Origin of the sequence: Faecalibacterium duncaniae (assembly GCF_010509575.1) — a bacterium.
GTDB classification, from domain to species: Bacteria; Bacillota; Clostridia; order Oscillospirales; family Ruminococcaceae; genus Faecalibacterium; species Faecalibacterium duncaniae.
Genome location: NZ_CP048437.1, coordinates 422,500 through 439,174 on the forward strand (window position 1 = coordinate 422,500; position 16,675 = coordinate 439,174).

Genomic DNA, 16,675 nt, shown 5'->3' on the forward strand with positions numbered 1-16,675 from the left:
ATGAACAAAGCAGCCATAAAGAATTTTGCGATCTGGGCGCGGAATAAGCTGATTGCAGATGTCAGCTATGATGCCCGCCTGATCGGTATTACGGAGGACGGCATTGCAAAGCCGTTGCCGCAGAGCTTCGGCGGCACTCAGTTCTTCGATATCGGCACTGCAGAACCGTATTCGATTTCCGGCGAGGCCGTGCGCCAGCGTGACAAGCTGATAGAGGTCATCCAGCAGAAGGAAAAGGATACCGACTACAAAACCGCATATCAGTATGTGATCGAGGAGGTTGCCTATACATGGTTTAACCGCCTGATCGCCATCCGTTTCATGGAGGTCAATGACTATCTGCCTTCCCATATTCGAGTGCTTTCTTCCGAGAGCGGAAAGTTGGAGCCAGATCTGGTCACGACACCGTTTGACGCAGAGCTTCCCTTCACTGCGGAGGAAGAAGCTCAGATTTTCCAGCTGAAGCAGGACAATAAGCTGGACGAAGTGTTCCGCATCCTGTTCCTGAAACAGTGCAACGCCCTGAACGAGATTTTGCCAGCGCTGTTTGAAAAGACAAAGAACTACACCGAGCTGCTGCTCAGCTTGTCCGTTATTGACCAGGATGGTGTAGTCTATCACCTGATTCACGATATCCCGGAGGATGACTTCAACATCGAGCGCGGCGGTCAGGTGGAGATCATCGGCTGGCTGTACCAGTATTACAACACTGAGCCGAAGGCCGCTGCCTTTGCCAAAAGCGGCAAGATCACCAAAGAGGAAATCCCTGCCGTGACCCAGCTGTTTACCCCGGACTGGATCGTTCGTTACATGGTGGAAAACAGCCTTGGCCGTCTGTGGGTGGAAGGACACCCGGAATGCGACCTGAAAGAAAACTGGAAATACTATCTGGAAGAAGCACAGCAGGAGCCGGAGGTGCAGGTAAAACTGGCAGAAATTCGCAAAGAGTACGCTGCCCTGAACCCAGAAGATATCAAGCTCATTGACCCCTGCATGGGTTCCGGTCATATCCTGGTATATGCTTTTGATGTGCTGATGCAGATTTACGAGAGTGCCGGCTACAGCCAGCGTGATGCTGCAAAGAGCATTCTGGAACATAACATCTACGGTCTGGATATTGATGATCGTGCCTATCAGTTGGCGTACTTTGCCGTGATGATGAAAGCACGGCAGTACAACCGCCGTATCTTAAACGGTGAGAACACCTGCCATGTCTATGCCATTCAGGAGAGCAACAGCATCAACCGTGCACACCTGAAATATTTCGGCGCAGGAATGGACGATATCGAGAAGAACGCGGCCAAAATGCAGCTGGAAGGTTTGCTGGACACCCTGACCGATGCCAAGGAATACGGCTCTATCCTGAATGTGGAGAGCTATAACTGGGATTTGCTGCGTCGGTTTGTGGCAGCGGAAGATACCGACGGTCAGATCAGCATGGACAGCGTGGGCGTGGAAGATACCGCCGAGCAGCTGAACCGACTCATTGATATCGGTGAGACGATGGCACGGAAGTATTGGGTTACCTGCACGAATCCGCCCTATGCTGGAACCAGCAAATTGGATAAAAGAGTAAATGCTTTTCTGAAAGACAATTATGTGGACAGCAAAGCTGACCTATACGCTGTTTTTATTGAACATTGCAAGGAAATGATCGTAGCCAATGGATTTCAAGCAATGATAACACAACATTCTTGGATGTTCCTAGCAACATTTGAGAAATTGCGCAAGAAGATGCTTCAGATGGATATAGTTAATATGGCGCATTTGGGAGCTCGTGCGTTTGAAGAAATTGGTGGTGAAGTTGTTCAGACTGTGGCATTTGTACAGAGAGAAAGTTATGTGCCAGAGTATAATGGTAGTTATTGTCGGTTAATCAGTGCAACTACACCAAAAGGAAAAGAAGAATTATTTATAAAAAAAGATACGCTGTATACTGCTAACCAAGCAGATTTCAAAAATATCGCTGGAAGCCCTATTGCATACTGGACAAGTTCTCACGTGTTCAAATTGTTTTCAGAGGATTGCTTGAGAAGCCATATTGATGCGCGAAATGGTATGTCTACTACAGATAATAATAGGTTTCTACGATTTTGGCCGGAATGCAGCTTTGAAAAGAATGGATTCTCGTCTAAATCGGCTGAGCAGGCAAAAGTAAGTCAAAAGAAATGGTTTCCTTATAATAAAGGTGGAGAGTTTAGAAGATGGTATGGTAACAATTCGTATGTTGTTAATTGGTTTAACGACGGCGAGGAAATGAAGAAATGCGTAACGGAAAATTATGGAAGCTACAGCAAGGAACTGAGAAGTGAAGATAAATATTTTGCAGAGGGAATTTCTTGGTCTGCATTAAGCTCTGGTAACATATCAATGCGTTATTCGGAACCGGGATACATTTTTGATAGTAAGGGCTCTAAAGCATTTATGCGTGATGAAACGAATGTTTTTTTGATTCTATCATATTTGAATTCTTGCGTAGCACAACATTTTTTGGGAATTTTATCCCCAACCTTAGACTACAATAACGGGAACATTGAAAAACTTCCATATATTTCCACTAAAAACGATGATGTTATTATTGACTTGGGAATTGATGCAGAAGAGCAAAGCAAAGCCGATTGGGATTCTTTTGAAGTCTCTTGGGACTTTAAGAAGCACCCATTACTCCGCAACGTTTCCACGATTTACGAAGCCTTTACCCTGTGGCAGTCAGAATGTGAAGACCGCTTTAACCAGCTAAAAACCAACGAGGAAGAGCTGAACCGCATTTTTATTGACATTTACGGCTTACAGGACGAGCTGACCCCGGAAGTGGAAGATAAAGATGTGACGGTGCGTAAGGCCGACTTGCAGCGGGATATCAAGAGTCTGCTCAGCTACGCCGTGGGCTGCATGTTTGGCCGCTACTCGCTGGATGTAGAAGGATTGGCCTATGCAGGCGGCGAGTGGGATAGCAGCAAATACCAGAGCTATATTCCGGACGAAGATAATGTTATCCCTATCACCGATGAAGAATATCTGGACGATGATATCGTATCGCGCCTGTGTGCATGGCTGAAAGCGGTGTATGGTGCAGATACGCTGGAAGAAAACCTCGATTATATCGCAAAAGCCCTTGGCAATAAGGGCAGCACCAGCCGGGAGATTATCCGTAACTACTTCCTGAACGATTTCTTCAAGGATCACTGCCAGACCTATTCTGTTACCGGTTCCGGCAAGCGTCCGATCTACTGGCTGTTTGACAGTGGCAAGCAGAACGGCTTTAAGGCACTGGTTTACCTGCACCGCTATACGCCGGATACCATCGGCAACCTGCGTATCGACTACCTGCACAAAATGCAGCGCGTGTACGAATCTGAGATTAACCGGATGCAGGATATGATGGATCACAGCGGGAATGCCCGCGAGGTGGCAGCAGCCTCCAAGCGCAAGGATAAACTTGCCAAGCAGCTGAAGGAATGCCGGGAATACGATGAGAAGATCAGCCATCTGGCACTTTCCCGTATCGAGCTTGACCTTGATGACGGCGTAAAGGTCAACTACCGTAAGCTCCAGACCGCCCAGGACGGCAAGTTCTATGAGGTGCTGGCAGACAGTAAGAATATCATGGTGAAAGAAAAGAAATAAGAAAAATGACCGGAGGGAGTGGGAAAATGCAAAATCACTGGACAAAGGATGATGTCGCGGCGGCATGGCAGCGTTTTGAACGTACATATGCCCATGATCCGGTGGCATACCGCTTCCTCTGCGGTCATTGTATTCAAGATGAAACCGATGAAGATGCGTTGGATTACAATATCATTGGTGTCTGGCTTGTCTGTCATAGAAAATATCGTGACTGGTCAACCGAGAAATCCTATGATCTGGCATGGATACTGGAATTTATGCAGGCGTATCACATGACGATTCCACGGTACATCAAAAGAACAAAGTTCTACCGGAAAAAGATGAAGCTATTGCTGAGTTCTCTTGTAAGAGATAAAGACCAATCACAGGAAAAAAGGACAATGATATGGCAGAATTGAACCTGAAACAAATTATAGACCGCCTGAATGCGGAATTTACCGGGGAGACCCGGAAACTGGTTTTCTGGTACGATGACAAGGCGGAATTTGCCGAGGATATGGAGACGGTGGAGCTTCAGAATGCGAAGATCTACCATCTCCAGCCGGATAACCAGTTCTATACAAAGTATTTTCTTGAGCGTGTGGATAAGACCACGAATTATCTGATCTATGCACCGTTTCCTAAACCGGATGTAAGGGACAACCATCTGGAAGACACAATGCTGTATTCCAGACGGTTCTTTGCTGACCGAGCCTCCTTGCTGTCGGTTGACCTGGGTATTGAGGAAAAGTACAAGCCGGTTATTGAGAAGCACATCAAGTTTTTCGCCAACAAAGAGCGCACTCAGCGGTTCTATGATTTGGAAATCGAAAACTTCAATGAAGAAAATATCCTTGTCGGTCTGCTAAGTGCAGTCTGCAAGGCGCGTACCTGCTCTTTTGAGGAAGTCGTGCGCATCGTGTTGACAGATGGCGAGCTGGTGGACAATGCTTTCTTGCAGGAGTTTGAAAAATACGACCTGCTGTCTGCATTCTGGCAGCTCTGTGAGCAGCATTTCGGATACACCGATACAAAACCGAGTTTGGAACGGCTGCTGGTAACATTGTTCGTTACTTATACTGGGCGATATGTGCAGGCAGAGCTTCCGGCAGCATGGAAGAGCTTTGTCTCCTACAAGTCCGGCAATATCATCGCATTTCTCGATAGCCTGATGAACAGCGTCCTGTACCGGGACAAATACGACGCTCTGTCGACGCACGTTGCCAAAGGGCTGAATGTTCTTTCGGCATTTGCAGGAATGCGAGTGGACGATTTGGTGGAGTGCGACACTTTCCTTGCCGTGGATCAGGTGCTGGTAAAGTGGCTCATTGGCAGACTTGTTTCGGAAGATATCGGTGCAATCGTAAACGGATTTACCATTCCGGAACTCTGTGAAAAACGGGCTAAAATGCACTTTGGCAGAAAGACCGGGAAAACCTATCAGATGCTTTCCAGTGCATACAGCATGGTGAAGGAAGCGGATTACCATGCCGCAGATGGCTTAAAGCCAATCATCGACCGATATCTTGCTGCGGATTACAATATGGATCAGCAGTATCGGAAATTCTACTATTATTACGACCAGCTGGAGAGCACGGAAAGCTTTGAGTCGCTTCGGGAGCTGGTGGAAAATATCTACACGAACGAATATCTGGCTTGTCTGCTCCCAGCATGGAATGCTGGAATCCAGCAGGATGCCGCATTTTCGGCAATTCCGTTGCAGCGGGAGTTTTACAATGCCAACCTGCGCTATACCAAGGAACGCACCGTGGTCATCATTTCGGATGCCATGCGTTACGAGGTCGGACAGGAATTGTTTGCCCGAATGCAGGATGACCCGAAATGCACGGCAAAACTTTCCGTACAACTAAGTGTCCTGCCGTCTTATACAAGGCTCGGTATGGCAGCACTTTTACCGCATAAAACACTGGAGATGACGGATGACTTCCAGGTGCTGGTAGATGGTATCCTTTGCGATAATCTGGCAGGTCGGCAGCAGGTGCTGCAAAGCTATAACCCGGATAGTGTCTGTGTACAGTTCGATGATATCAAAAATCTGAAAGTGGCAGAGCTGCGAGATGTGCTGACAAAACGTCAGATCATCTATGTATACCATAATCAGATCGACGCGCGTGGAGACAAGGCAAATACCGAGGATGAGGTGTTTCATGCGTGTGAGGAAGCCGTTCAGGAAATTGTGGATTTGATTCATCGAATCTCCGTCAGCGGCAACACCTATCATTTTATCGTCACTGCCGATCATGGCTTTATTTACAAGCGTGATAAGCTGACAGAAAGTGACAAGATTTCCGGGAAAAGTGCGGACAAAGCATTTGTCAATCGCAGATTTATTGTGTCCAAGGCGACACTGGAAGATGATGGCATCGACCATATGAGCATGGGACGCATTCTGGGGAACGAGGACAGCAAGGTGGTGTCCTATCCTGTCAGCAGCAATGTCTTTAAGGTGGCCGGAGGCGGTGCTAACTATGTGCATGGCGGTTCCTCACCGCAGGAAATGCTGGTGCCGGTGCTGGAGTTTAAGATGGAGCGCGGTCACATGGAAACAAAGAATGCAGAGATTGCTCTGGTCAGCATTGTCCATAAGATTACGAACCTGATCACGTCCATGGACTTTATTCAGTCGGATGCCGTTAGCGATACTGTAAAAGCTGCAAAATACCGCATTTTCTTCCTCTCGGAAGACAATGAGAAAATCTCGAACGAAAACAGTTATGTGGCGGACAGTCGTGAGGAAAATGCGCAGAAGCGTATCTTCCGGATGCGGTTCACATTCAAGAATAAGAAATATGACAAGGACAAGCAGTATTACCTTGTGGTTTACGACGAAGAAAGCGGTCTGGAGCAGTGGAGGCAGCCTGTCATCATGGACATTGCCTTTGCAGATGACTTTGGATTCGGATTCTGATATAGAGGAGGCAGGAATTCCGTATGGAAATGATGGATATGGCGGCAGATGATACCCGTGAAGAACTGCGCCGGAAGCTGCGCAGCAACTTTGACGGTCGGATCGTCCGCAAAGACCTGACAAAGAAAATAAAAGAAGGAGCGAATGTTCCGGTCTATGTGCTGGAGTTCCTGCTGGGTCAGTATTGTAGTTCAGACGATGAGACAATCATTGAGCAGGGCGTTCAGAATGTAAAACGAATTCTGGCAGATAATTTTGTCCGCCCGGATGAGGCTCAGAAAATTCTCTCACAACTGCGCAAGAACGGTCACCATACCATTATTGATATGGTGACCGTGCATCTGGACATCAAAAAGGATTGCTTTTTTGCAGAGTTCTCTAACCTTGGTCTCACCAATGTGCCGATTACGGATGATTATCCGGAAAAATATGACCGGCTGCTTTGCGGCGGTATCTGGTGCATCGTGCAGCTGGAATATGAGTCTGAGGGAGACAGCAACTTTGGAATCACGGATATAGATGGACAGCCGATTTCCTCTAAACAGAAAAAGCAGAAGGACATCTCTCCCATCAGCATCCATAAGCTGACTCCGATTCAGATGCCCCATGTCGACATTGAAGAAGTTCGAGAGGGACGCAAGGCATTCACACAGGAAGAGTGGATGGATGTTATGCTGCGTTCCTGCGGATATGAGCCAGAACAGTTGAACAATCGGGAAAAGTGGCTGCTGCTTGCGCGTATGCTGCCGTTGGTGGAGAACAACTTCAATCTCTGTGAATTGGGGCCGCGCAGCACAGGCAAGTCCCATATCTATAAAGAAATCAGCCCGAACAGTATCCTGGTATCCGGTGGTCAGACGACCGTTGCAAATTTGTTTTACAATATGGGGCGCAAAACCGTAGGTTTGGTAGGCTTATGGGACTGCGTTGCCTTTGATGAGGTTGCCGGAATCAAGTTTAAGGACAAAGACGGCATTCAAATTATGAAAGACTATATGGCTTCCGGCTCCTTTGCCCGCGGCAAAGAGGAAAAGGCAGCATCGGCTTCTATGGTCTTTGTAGGAAACATCAATCAGAGCGTGGATGTGTTGCTTAAGACTTCCTCTCTGTTTGACCCGTTCCCGCCGGAGATGGGAACGGACACCGCCTTTCTTGACCGTCTGCATTGCTACATTCCAGGCTGGGAGATTCCGAAGTTCCGTCCGGAGCATTTTACCAATGATTACGGCTTTATCACGGATTACTTGGCAGAGTTTATCCGAGAACTGCGGAAAGAACAGTATGGTGATGCGTTGGATAAGTATTTCCGCCTTGGAAAGAACCTGAACCAGCGCGATACGATTGCTGTCCGCAAGATCGTAGGCGGCTATGTGAAATTGCTATATCCGGATGGGGAGTTCACGAAGGAACAGATTGAAGAAATTCTTGTATTTGCGCTGGAAATGCGCCGTCGCGTCAAGGAGCAGCTGAAAAAACTGGGTGGAATGGAATTCTATGATGTGAACTTCAGCTATATTGATCTTGATACCTTTGAAGAAAAATTTGTTTCCGTGCCAGAGCAGGGCGGCGGCAAACTCATTCCTGATGGTATCTGCAATCCTGGACAGGTATATACCGTAAGTCAGGGTAAGTCCGGTATGATCGGTGTATTCCGCCTCGAAAGCCAGATGCTGCCCGGCAACGGAAAATTTGAACGTACTGGCCTTGGCAGCGATCGTGACTGCAAGGAATCCACGAATACGGCGTTCAATTTCCTGAAAGCTAACGGAAATCGCATCAGTGGCAGCATCAGTACTACGATGCGGGATTACATCATCAACTATCAGGATTTACAAGGCATTGGCATGACTGGAAAGCTGGCATTGCCTACATTGATTGCACTATGCAGCATCGCTCTTGGACGGCCTACAGTCAGTACACTTGCCGTGCTGGGAGAAATCAGCATCAGCGGCACGATTCTGAAAGTGGACGAGCTTGCCAATAGTTTGCAGGTGTGCCTCGATAGCGGAGCAAAGAAAGTGCTGCTTCCGATTACCAGTGCAGCAGACCTTGGCACTGTGCCGCCGGAGCTGGTGGGGAGTTTTAATCTGATTTTCTACAGCAGTGCGGAAGATGCGGTGTTTAAGGCGTTGGGGGTAGAGTAACAGGTCTCTGAATGAAAGAATGTTTTGAAATCAGGAATGAGGTAGAAAGGAAAGTTCCATGACAAAAGATGAAGTAAAAAAACTCAGGATGGACAGTCCGGAATCACTACAGTTTTTAAATAATGCTACAAAATTTTATAATTTAATGATGATGTATCGTTGTGCTATTCGGGAGATACAAACTAAACTTGAGGTTTTGGATGATGAATTTTCAGCTGAGAACAATCGAAATCCTATTTCTTTTATAAAAACAAGAATTAAGAAGCCCAATAGTATTTATAATAAACTGCAGAAAATGGGACATGATTTTACAACAGAGAATATACAAACATATCTAAATGATGTAGCGGGTGTTCGAATAGTTTGTGCGTTTATTGATGATATTTATATGATATCTGATTTGATCACACAACAAGATGATATCAAAGTTATTGAAGTAAAGGATTATATAAAAAATCCCAAACCAAATGGCTATCGAAGCTATCACATGATTGTTGAGATTCCTGTATTTTTTGCTAAGGGTAAAACACCTATGCGTGTAGAACTTCAAATACGAACTAATGGGATGGATTTTTGGGCAACGTTGGAACATCAGCTTCGTTATAAAAAAGGCATTGAAGAAATGCCTGGATATGAAGAGATAAGTGAAGAATTACTTCATTCTGCAAGAGCTATCATTGATGCAGATAATGAAATGCAGAGAATAAAAGACAAAATTGGTATGTTCCACGAAATTTAAGCAGAAATTTGATCGAGTAGAAAGGTTGGAATATATATGAAACAAGATACTTTAGAAGGAAAAGCGAAAACAAAAAACGGAGTAAAACGATTGTGTTTTTCCATAGTCTGCATTCTTCTAGAAGTAGTTTTTATTATTACTATTGTAACACGCTTAAATGAATATGCAGAAATCATAAATCTATTTACAAGGATTTTAAGTGGAATTTTAGTTTTGGGATTGTATGCATCAGATAAGACATCCTCTATGAAAATGCCTTGGGTCATCTTAATTCTAATTTTCCCAATTATGGGTGTAGGCCTGTATTTGTTGATTGGTTTGAATGGCGGCACACATAAAATGCGTGAGCGATATGCAGAAATTGATAGCAAATTGTTACCAATGCTTTCCGATAATCAGGAGTGCTTAAACAGAATAAACGAAACGATTCCGAAGGCAGGAAATATTGCAAGTTATATACAAAGAAATTCGCAGTATCCAATCTATCAGAATACGGATATTGTGTATTTTGATGAAGCAGTGAAAGGATTAGAGGCACAGCTTAAGGATTTGGAGAAAGCACAAAAGTTTATCTTTATGGAATATCATGCGATAGAAGACGCTGAAGCATGGCATAAGATTCAAGATGTTCTGGAAGAGCGAGTAAAAGCAGGTGTGGAAGTTAGAGTATTCTACGATGATATGGGTTCTATAGGCTTTATTAACACAGATTTTGTGAAAAAAATGGAGGCAATAGGAATTCATTGCCGTGTATTCAATCCGTTTATGCCAGGTTTAAATCTGTTTTTGAACAATCGTGATCATAGAAAAATAACAGTTATTGATGGAAAAGTCGGATTTACAGGTGGATATAATCTAGCAAACGAATATTTTAATTACACACACCCGTATGGACAGTGGAAAGATACAGGTATTCGTTTAGAAGGAGATGCTGTTCAGTCGCTTACAGTGACATTTTTAGAAATGTGGAATGCTGTTAGTGAAAAAGCTACGAATGATACTGATTTTAGTAAATACATTATTCATTACGATTATAAAGCACAGCAAACAGGTTTTGTTCAGCCTTATGCAGACAGTCCTATGGATAATGAGCAGGTCGGAGAAGAAGTTTATATCAGTATGATAAATAAAGCTGAAAAATATTGTTGGTTTATGACTCCATATCTAATCATAACAGATGAAATGACGCATGCGTTATGTCTGGCTGCTAAGCGAGGGGTAGACGTAAGAATTATCACACCTGGTATCCCTGATAAAAAATTCATTTATAATGTAACTCGTTCTTTTTATCATGGATTAGTTAAACATGGTGTTCGTGTTTATGAGTGGACTCCTGGTTTCTGTCATGCAAAAATGAGTGTGGCAGATGACTGTATGGCAACTTGTGGAACAATTAATTTGGATTATCGAAGTTTATATCACCATTTTGAAAACGGCTGTTTTATGGCAGATTGTCAGGCAGTTGTGGAAATAAAAAATGATCTGATAAGAACGATGGGAGAATGTCGTGATGTGACAGACCAATATCAAACCGGACGAAGTGCATATTTGCGACTGGGACAATTATTTATGAGATTATTTGCTGGATTGCTATAAGAATCTGATGAAACGACCTTTCAAAAAACAGTTGATTTAGAAGTTAACTGTTTTTGAAAGGCCGTTTTTGCTATATCTAACAGTCTGTTGTACAAAGAAGATTTTGCATGGATGAAAAAAACAAACCTTGTTGAGGTTAAATTGAGGCTGACTTTGTATTGTATAGACATAAGATGAAAAAAAGTCAGGTGATGTGCGATGGGAAAACGTAAGATATTTAAAATTGTTTTTGTTATACTGTCAATTTTTTTATGTGTGGTTTTTTATGAATTGCTCGGAATCTGCGTTGCATATAAAAAGCAGCCGGAAGTGTCCAATACAACCAAAAAAGAAACAAAAAATGGGTCATGGAACGAATGCAGTGAAAATACAGAACGGGCAGTAATCATAGAAAGGAATCCAGAAGCGCTTTTACAAAGAGTGCGTTTGATCAAGAATGCAAAAAAGGAAATTATTCTTTCTACTTTTGCATTTCAATCCGATGAAAGTGGAAAATTGATCTTAGGAGCACTGCATGATGCGGCAGACAGAGGTGTACATATTCGTCTGTTAGTAGATGGAATGGAGAGCTGGATTGATATGGAAGGAAATCCGTATTTCTATGGATTATCTTCCCATGAGAATGTTGAAATTAAACTGTATAATAAGGCCAATCCGTTGAAACCATGGAAGATGATGGGGAGAATGCATGATAAATATTTGATTGCAGATGGTAAGACATATATTCTTGGTGGAAGAAATACATACAATTATTTCCTGGGTGATTTTCCGGGACATAAGAACTATGACAGAGATGTGTTAGTGGTTTGCGATGAACCTGAGAAAGAAAATTCAGTTAATCAGTTGTTAGAGTATTTTGAAACGATATGGGAACAAGAAGACAGTGGTTATTTTCATGACAATAAAAAACTGGCAAATAGAAAATCTGTAAAGAACGCAGTTTTAGAGCTGCAGAACGGCTATCAGAAATATTTTGAAGAGAATAAGGAAAGAATCTGCGATACCGATTACACGGACGAAACTTTTGAGACAGAAAAGATTGCATTAGTGTCAAATCCTATCCACACAGGTCCCAAGGAACCAGTAGTCTGGTATCAACTGGGAGAACTAATGAAAAATGCAAAAGAGCGCGTGAAAATTCATACACCATATATTATCTGCAATGATATGATGTCTAATACATGGAAAGAGATTGCGGAGAGAGTTCCGGATTTTTCTATCATGACCAATTCGGTTGCCAACAATGGAAATCCATTTGGAGCTGCCGATTATGCGAAAAACAGAAATAGAATCTTAAGTACAGGAATTAATATCTGGGAATATGAAGGCGGTTATTCATACCACGGAAAAAGTATTCTGATTGACGATGATCTGTCTGTAATCGGTTCCTTTAATATGGACATGAGAAGTGCATATCTGGATACGGAACTGATGCTTGTAATTCGCAGTAAAGATATTAATAAACAGTTGGAAGAGGGCATGATGGAATATGAAAGAGTGTCCCGCCAGGTATTGGAAGATGGAACCTATCGTGATCCATATCATGTAGAGCCAATCGAATTAACAAAGAAACGTCAGAGAAAAATATTTTTGGTACAGCATCTGCTTGGATGGGCAAGGTATCTGTTTTAATAAGGAGGAAGGAAAACGTGTTTCAAATATTGATTGTAGAAGATGATAAAGAATTAAGCCAGCTATTCCAAAAAGTGCTTGAGAAGAATGGATATCAAGTCAAAAGTGCATCGGATGGAGCAGAGGCATTAGAAGTATTGGTTAAGGAATATATTGATCTGATCATTTCTGATATTATGATGCCGGTTATGGATGGCTATGAACTGGTGTCAGAACTTCGCTCAGCAGGATATCAGATACCAGTGCTTATGATCACTGCGAAAGGTTCCTTTGATGATATGCGCCAGGGATTTCTTTCGGGAAGTGACGATTATATGGTAAAACCGGTAAATGTGAATGAAATGGTTTTAAGAGTCGGAGCACTGCTTCGCCGTGCACAGATACTGAATGAACACAAAATTGTGATCGGTTCAACAGAGTTTGATTATGATGCAATGACGGTTACAACTGATAAGGAAAGTCTTGTTTTGCCTAAAAAAGAATTCCTGCTTTTATATAAGCTTGCAGCTTCGCCAGGCAGAATATTTACAAAACAACAGTTGATGGATGAAGTATGGGGATACGAGACGGAGGCAGACCCACATACGATAGAGGTACATATAGGAAGAATCAGAGAGCGTTTTAAAGATAACCCTGATTTTGAAATCGTAACAATGCGTGGAATTGGATACAAGGTGGTGAAAAAATAATGGAACAAAAGAAAGAAAAAGGATTGCGGATCCGATCCTGTCTGACTGGTGCAATCTGGCTGGCACTTGTATTTTCAACAGTCATATCTGCTTTATTATTTGCTTTTTTGAATCATTTTTTTAATCTGCCTGGTAGCATACCTGTGCTTGGCTGGCTTTTGATTTTCAATACATTGATTGCAGGGCTGATCACTTCCTTTATTAATGCAAAGTTACTGGAACCAATTACAAGACTTAGTAAAGCAATGAAGGAAGTTTCTCGGGGAGATTTTGAACAGCATTTGGAAACGAATAGCCGTATAGCAGAAGTTGGAGAATCTTATCAAAGTTTTAACGTTATGACAAAAGAACTTCGTGCAACAGAGGTGCTGCAGATGGATTTTGTATCTGATGTTTCTCATGAGTTTAAGACCCCGATTAATGCCATTGAAGGATATACAATGCTGCTTCAGGGAGAAGAACTGTCTCCGGATCAAGAGGAATATGTAGAAAAAATCTTATTTAACACCCAAAGACTTTCCGGATTGGTTGGTAATATTTTGCTGTTATCCAAGTTAGAGAATCAGAATATACCAATGAAAAAAACGGAATATCGTCTGGATGAACAGATCCGCCAGGCAGTTCTTTCATTGGAAACAAAATGGACAGAAAAAGAAATTGGTTTTCAGGTAGAATTGGAGGAAGTTAAATATACTGCGAATGAAGGACTTTTTATGCATATCTGGATAAATCTTTTAGATAATGCGATTAAGTTCAGCCCTTCAAAGGGGACAATTACGATGTTTCTGAAACAAGAACAGGATTCTGTTAAGTTCATTCTGGAAGATGAAGGACCAGGAATAGAGGATGATGTAAAATCCAGAATATTTGACAAGTTCTATCAGGTAGATGGATCTCATAAAGCAGAAGGAAATGGCCTAGGTCTTGCACTTGTAAAACGGATTGTAGATAGTGCCGGAGGAACAATCAAAGCAGAAAACCGTGAATATGGTGGATGCAGATTTGTTATAGAGCTGCCAAAGCAGAAAGATGAGATTATCTAGTTTTAAGATAAATTAGAAGATGAGAGGATTTATATGACATTTTATCAGGAGTTGCAGTTAAATCAGGCAGGTTCTAAAAACCTGTTGAAAAAGAGTGAAACACTAAAAGAAAAACTATATCATATGTGGGTATATCTGGTGAAGATAGCTGCTACAATGGCATTTTGTTTTTTCTTTGTTAGTATTTTCAGCATCTTATTTGGAAATGAGAACAGCATTGTAGGTGTAGTAGTCTTATTATGTCTCATGGTGTTTAGGAATGCGGATCTGGGGATCCACACCGGACAATCTACGATGCTTTTGGCTTTGTTCTTTGTAATTATGACTGTATGTCCGCATTTAGCAAATCAGTTTTCACCGGTATTGGGAATGCTGTTAAATATTGCGGCACTGGCTGTGTTGATTCTGTTCGGATGCCATAATCCATCCATGTTTAATCAATCTACATTGGTTCTTGGGTATCTGCTGCTATATGGTTATGATGTTACGGGAAAAAGCTATCAGATGCGATTAGTCGGAATGGCTTTAGGTGCAGCACTTACCTGCTTCGTATTCTATCGAAATCATAAAAACAGAACTTATAAAAGAAATCTGAAAGATCTGATACAAGAATTTGATATCACTTCTTCCAGAACAAAATGGCAGATATGTCAGATTTTATGCGTACCGATTGTCCTTTGCATTGCAGAACTTTGTAATATGCCACGTGCAATGTGGGCTGGTATTGCGGCCATGTCCGTGATTTTGCCGTCTATGGAAGATATGCACTACAGAGTCCGTAAAAGGATTGTCGGAAATATTGCAGGTGTTATATGTTTTACAGTATTATATTTTCTGCTTCCTTCGTCAATCTATGCATATATAGGAATTCTTGGTGGAATCGGTGTAGGATTTTCAGCACAATATGGCTGGCAGGCAGTATTTAACACATTTGGTGCTTTAGCCATTGCTGCAGAGACATATGGACTACAAGGAGCGGTTAGTCTTAGAGTGAGTCAAAATGTTTTTGGTGTTGTGTTTGCTTTAGCATTTTGTGTTATTTTTTATTGGTTTATGCCTAAAAAAAAGGAAAGTGAGGTGACCGTACATGCAGAGTGAAGTGAATAAGGAAGAAAATTTGAATAGAATTATTACGGTTCCTAATCTTCTTTCTTTTTTCGGCTTTGTCTGATTCCGGTAATTATATGGAGTTATTGTGTAAAGAAAAATCCTCTGTTAGCTGGTGAAATCTTATTGCTGTCTGGTCTTACGGATCTTGCTGATGGATATATCGCAAGAAGATTCCATAGGATTAGTAATTTAGGAAAAATACTTGATCCGGTGGCTGATAAGCTGACACAGGCAGCGATGTTAATCTGTCTGTTTACTCGTTTTCCGCATGTGCTTCTTTTAATCGTAATAATGGCAGGTAAGGAGCTGTATATGGTAGTCAGTGGATGTCTTGTGATACAAAAGACAGGAAAAGTACATGGTGCAGACTGGCATGGAAAGATAGTAACCTTTTTATTATATGGAACTGCAGCGGTGCATATTATATGGTTCCACATTACACCGATGGTATCAGATCTGTTGATTGGTTTGTGCGCTATAATGATGGTCATATCGGTCGCTCTGTATATTATCCAGAATACCAGGACTCTTAAGGAAGAGACTGTATAAGCAATTTTATATGCGATACAGTTTCTTTTGTCAGGAAATTTCGGAGCAATTTTAACCGTTCTTTGTTCATCGGTTGCAGGACTTCCGGTGCCATTTGCACCAGTACATTTACTCTTCATTAATCTTTTGACGGATAGTCTTCCGGCAATTGCGTTAGGATTAGAGCCGGATAGAAGTGAAGTGATGAGTGAAAAACCGAGATTGGCAGATGAGTCGATATTGACAAAAGATTTTCTTAGCAAAATCGGTCTGGAAGGTTTGGTAATTGGAGCAATGACAATGATCAGTTTTTTGACAGGATACAACCAGAATGGTACATTGCTTGGAAGCACGTATGCTTTTGGAACTCTTTGTCTGGCACGTTTGTTTCATGGATATAATTGCAAATCAGATCATCCGGTCATTTTTACAAAAGGTCTCTTTCATAACAAGTGGCTTCAGGGAGCATTTGTGTTAGGTGCAGTACTCATTACAACAGTACTGACGGTTCCTGGTTTCCATAACTTATTCAAAGTGGAAACGTTGAATCTGATGCAGCTTGGATGTGTATATTTATATGCTTTTGCAAGCCTTCTGATTATTCAATTACTTAAGTGTATACGTATGAAACTAAGAAAAAGAGGGGAAAGATAGTGGAT

General features: G+C 42.4%; 11 protein-coding genes and 1 pseudogene. All 12 read left to right on the forward strand.

Going from position 1 to position 16,675, the window contains the following annotated elements:
* The 12 genes and pseudogenes from pglX (at nucleotide 1) to GXM22_RS01940 (ending at nucleotide 16,670) form a co-directional block, all read left to right on the forward strand.
* Nucleotides 1-3,627, forward strand: coding sequence for a BREX-1 system adenine-specific DNA-methyltransferase PglX (gene pglX, locus GXM22_RS01885; RefSeq protein WP_005929847.1), 3,627 nt, complete (start codon nucleotides 1-3; stop codon nucleotides 3,625-3,627).
* A 26-nt stretch (nucleotides 3,628-3,653) separates the two neighbouring features.
* Nucleotides 3,654-4,025 carry a chalcone synthase gene (locus GXM22_RS01890; RefSeq protein WP_227192419.1) on the forward strand — a complete coding sequence of 124 codons (372 nt, stop codon included), beginning with the start codon at nucleotides 3,654-3,656 and terminating at the stop codon, nucleotides 4,023-4,025.
* Nucleotides 4,013-6,535 carry a BREX-1 system phosphatase PglZ type A gene (gene pglZ / locus GXM22_RS01895; protein WP_005929841.1) on the forward strand — a complete coding sequence of 841 codons (2,523 nt, stop codon included), beginning with the start codon at nucleotides 4,013-4,015 and terminating at the stop codon, nucleotides 6,533-6,535. Before GXM22_RS01890 ends, pglZ begins: the two co-directional genes overlap by 13 nt.
* 29 nt (nucleotides 6,536-6,564) lie before the next feature.
* Nucleotides 6,565-8,679 (forward strand): protease Lon-related BREX system protein BrxL, encoded by a 2,115-nt coding sequence (brxL, locus tag GXM22_RS01900; protein WP_425350682.1) that lies wholly within the window; start codon nucleotides 6,565-6,567, stop codon nucleotides 8,677-8,679.
* A 58-nt stretch (nucleotides 8,680-8,737) separates the two neighbouring features.
* On the forward strand, nucleotides 8,738-9,418 hold the full coding sequence (locus GXM22_RS01905) for a GTP pyrophosphokinase (protein WP_005929834.1): 681 nt from the start codon (nucleotides 8,738-8,740) through the stop codon (nucleotides 9,416-9,418).
* A gap of 36 nt (nucleotides 9,419-9,454) precedes the next feature.
* Complete coding sequence (cls, locus tag GXM22_RS01910) at nucleotides 9,455-11,014, forward strand: cardiolipin synthase (protein WP_008396523.1); 1,560 nt, start codon at nucleotides 9,455-9,457, stop codon at nucleotides 11,012-11,014.
* 198 nt (nucleotides 11,015-11,212) lie between these two features.
* Nucleotides 11,213-12,646 carry a phospholipase D family protein gene (locus GXM22_RS01915; protein WP_005929829.1) on the forward strand — a complete coding sequence of 478 codons (1,434 nt, stop codon included), beginning with the start codon at nucleotides 11,213-11,215 and terminating at the stop codon, nucleotides 12,644-12,646.
* On the forward strand, nucleotides 12,625-13,335 hold the full coding sequence (locus GXM22_RS01920; protein WP_005929827.1) for a response regulator transcription factor: 711 nt from the start codon (nucleotides 12,625-12,627) through the stop codon (nucleotides 13,333-13,335). Before GXM22_RS01915 ends, GXM22_RS01920 begins: the two co-directional genes overlap by 22 nt.
* Complete coding sequence (locus tag GXM22_RS01925) at nucleotides 13,335-14,378, forward strand: HAMP domain-containing sensor histidine kinase (protein WP_005929825.1); 1,044 nt, start codon at nucleotides 13,335-13,337, stop codon at nucleotides 14,376-14,378. The genes GXM22_RS01920 and GXM22_RS01925 overlap by 1 nt, the downstream gene beginning before the upstream one ends.
* A 33-nt stretch (nucleotides 14,379-14,411) precedes the next feature.
* Entirely contained in the window at nucleotides 14,412-15,476 is a 1,065-nt protein-coding gene (locus tag GXM22_RS01930) for an FUSC family protein (RefSeq protein ID WP_005946426.1), read from the forward strand.
* Nucleotides 15,466-16,037: pseudogene (locus GXM22_RS01935) on the forward strand (CDP-alcohol phosphatidyltransferase family protein). The gene GXM22_RS01930 and the pseudogene GXM22_RS01935 overlap by 11 nt, the downstream one beginning before the upstream one ends.
* Before the next feature lie 27 nt (nucleotides 16,038-16,064).
* Nucleotides 16,065-16,670: a cation transporting ATPase C-terminal domain-containing protein gene (locus GXM22_RS01940; RefSeq protein WP_255466232.1), complete on the forward strand. Its 606-nt coding sequence runs from the start codon at nucleotides 16,065-16,067 to the stop codon at nucleotides 16,668-16,670.
* The last annotated feature ends 5 nt before the right edge of the window (nucleotides 16,671-16,675 follow it).

Excerpts from the sequence above, each read along its gene's own strand:
- pglX (WP_005929847.1), top strand. The coding sequence starts at position 1 with ATGAACAAAGCAGCCATAAAGAATTTTGCGATCTGGGCGCGGAATAAG.
- GXM22_RS01890 (WP_227192419.1), top strand. The coding sequence starts at position 3,654 with ATGCAAAATCACTGGACAAAGGATGATGTCGCGGCGGCATGGCAGCGT.
- pglZ (WP_005929841.1), top strand. The coding sequence starts at position 4,013 with ATGGCAGAATTGAACCTGAAACAAATTATAGACCGCCTGAATGCGGAA.
- brxL (WP_425350682.1), top strand. The coding sequence starts at position 6,565 with ATGATGGATATGGCGGCAGATGATACCCGTGAAGAACTGCGCCGGAAG.
- GXM22_RS01905 (WP_005929834.1), top strand. The coding sequence starts at position 8,738 with ATGACAAAAGATGAAGTAAAAAAACTCAGGATGGACAGTCCGGAATCA.
- cls (WP_008396523.1), top strand. The coding sequence starts at position 9,455 with ATGAAACAAGATACTTTAGAAGGAAAAGCGAAAACAAAAAACGGAGTA.
- GXM22_RS01915 (WP_005929829.1), top strand. The coding sequence starts at position 11,213 with ATGGGAAAACGTAAGATATTTAAAATTGTTTTTGTTATACTGTCAATT.
- GXM22_RS01920 (WP_005929827.1), top strand. The coding sequence starts at position 12,625 with ATGGGCAAGGTATCTGTTTTAATAAGGAGGAAGGAAAACGTGTTTCAA.
- GXM22_RS01925 (WP_005929825.1), top strand. The coding sequence starts at position 13,335 with ATGGAACAAAAGAAAGAAAAAGGATTGCGGATCCGATCCTGTCTGACT.
- GXM22_RS01930 (WP_005946426.1), top strand. The coding sequence starts at position 14,412 with ATGACATTTTATCAGGAGTTGCAGTTAAATCAGGCAGGTTCTAAAAAC.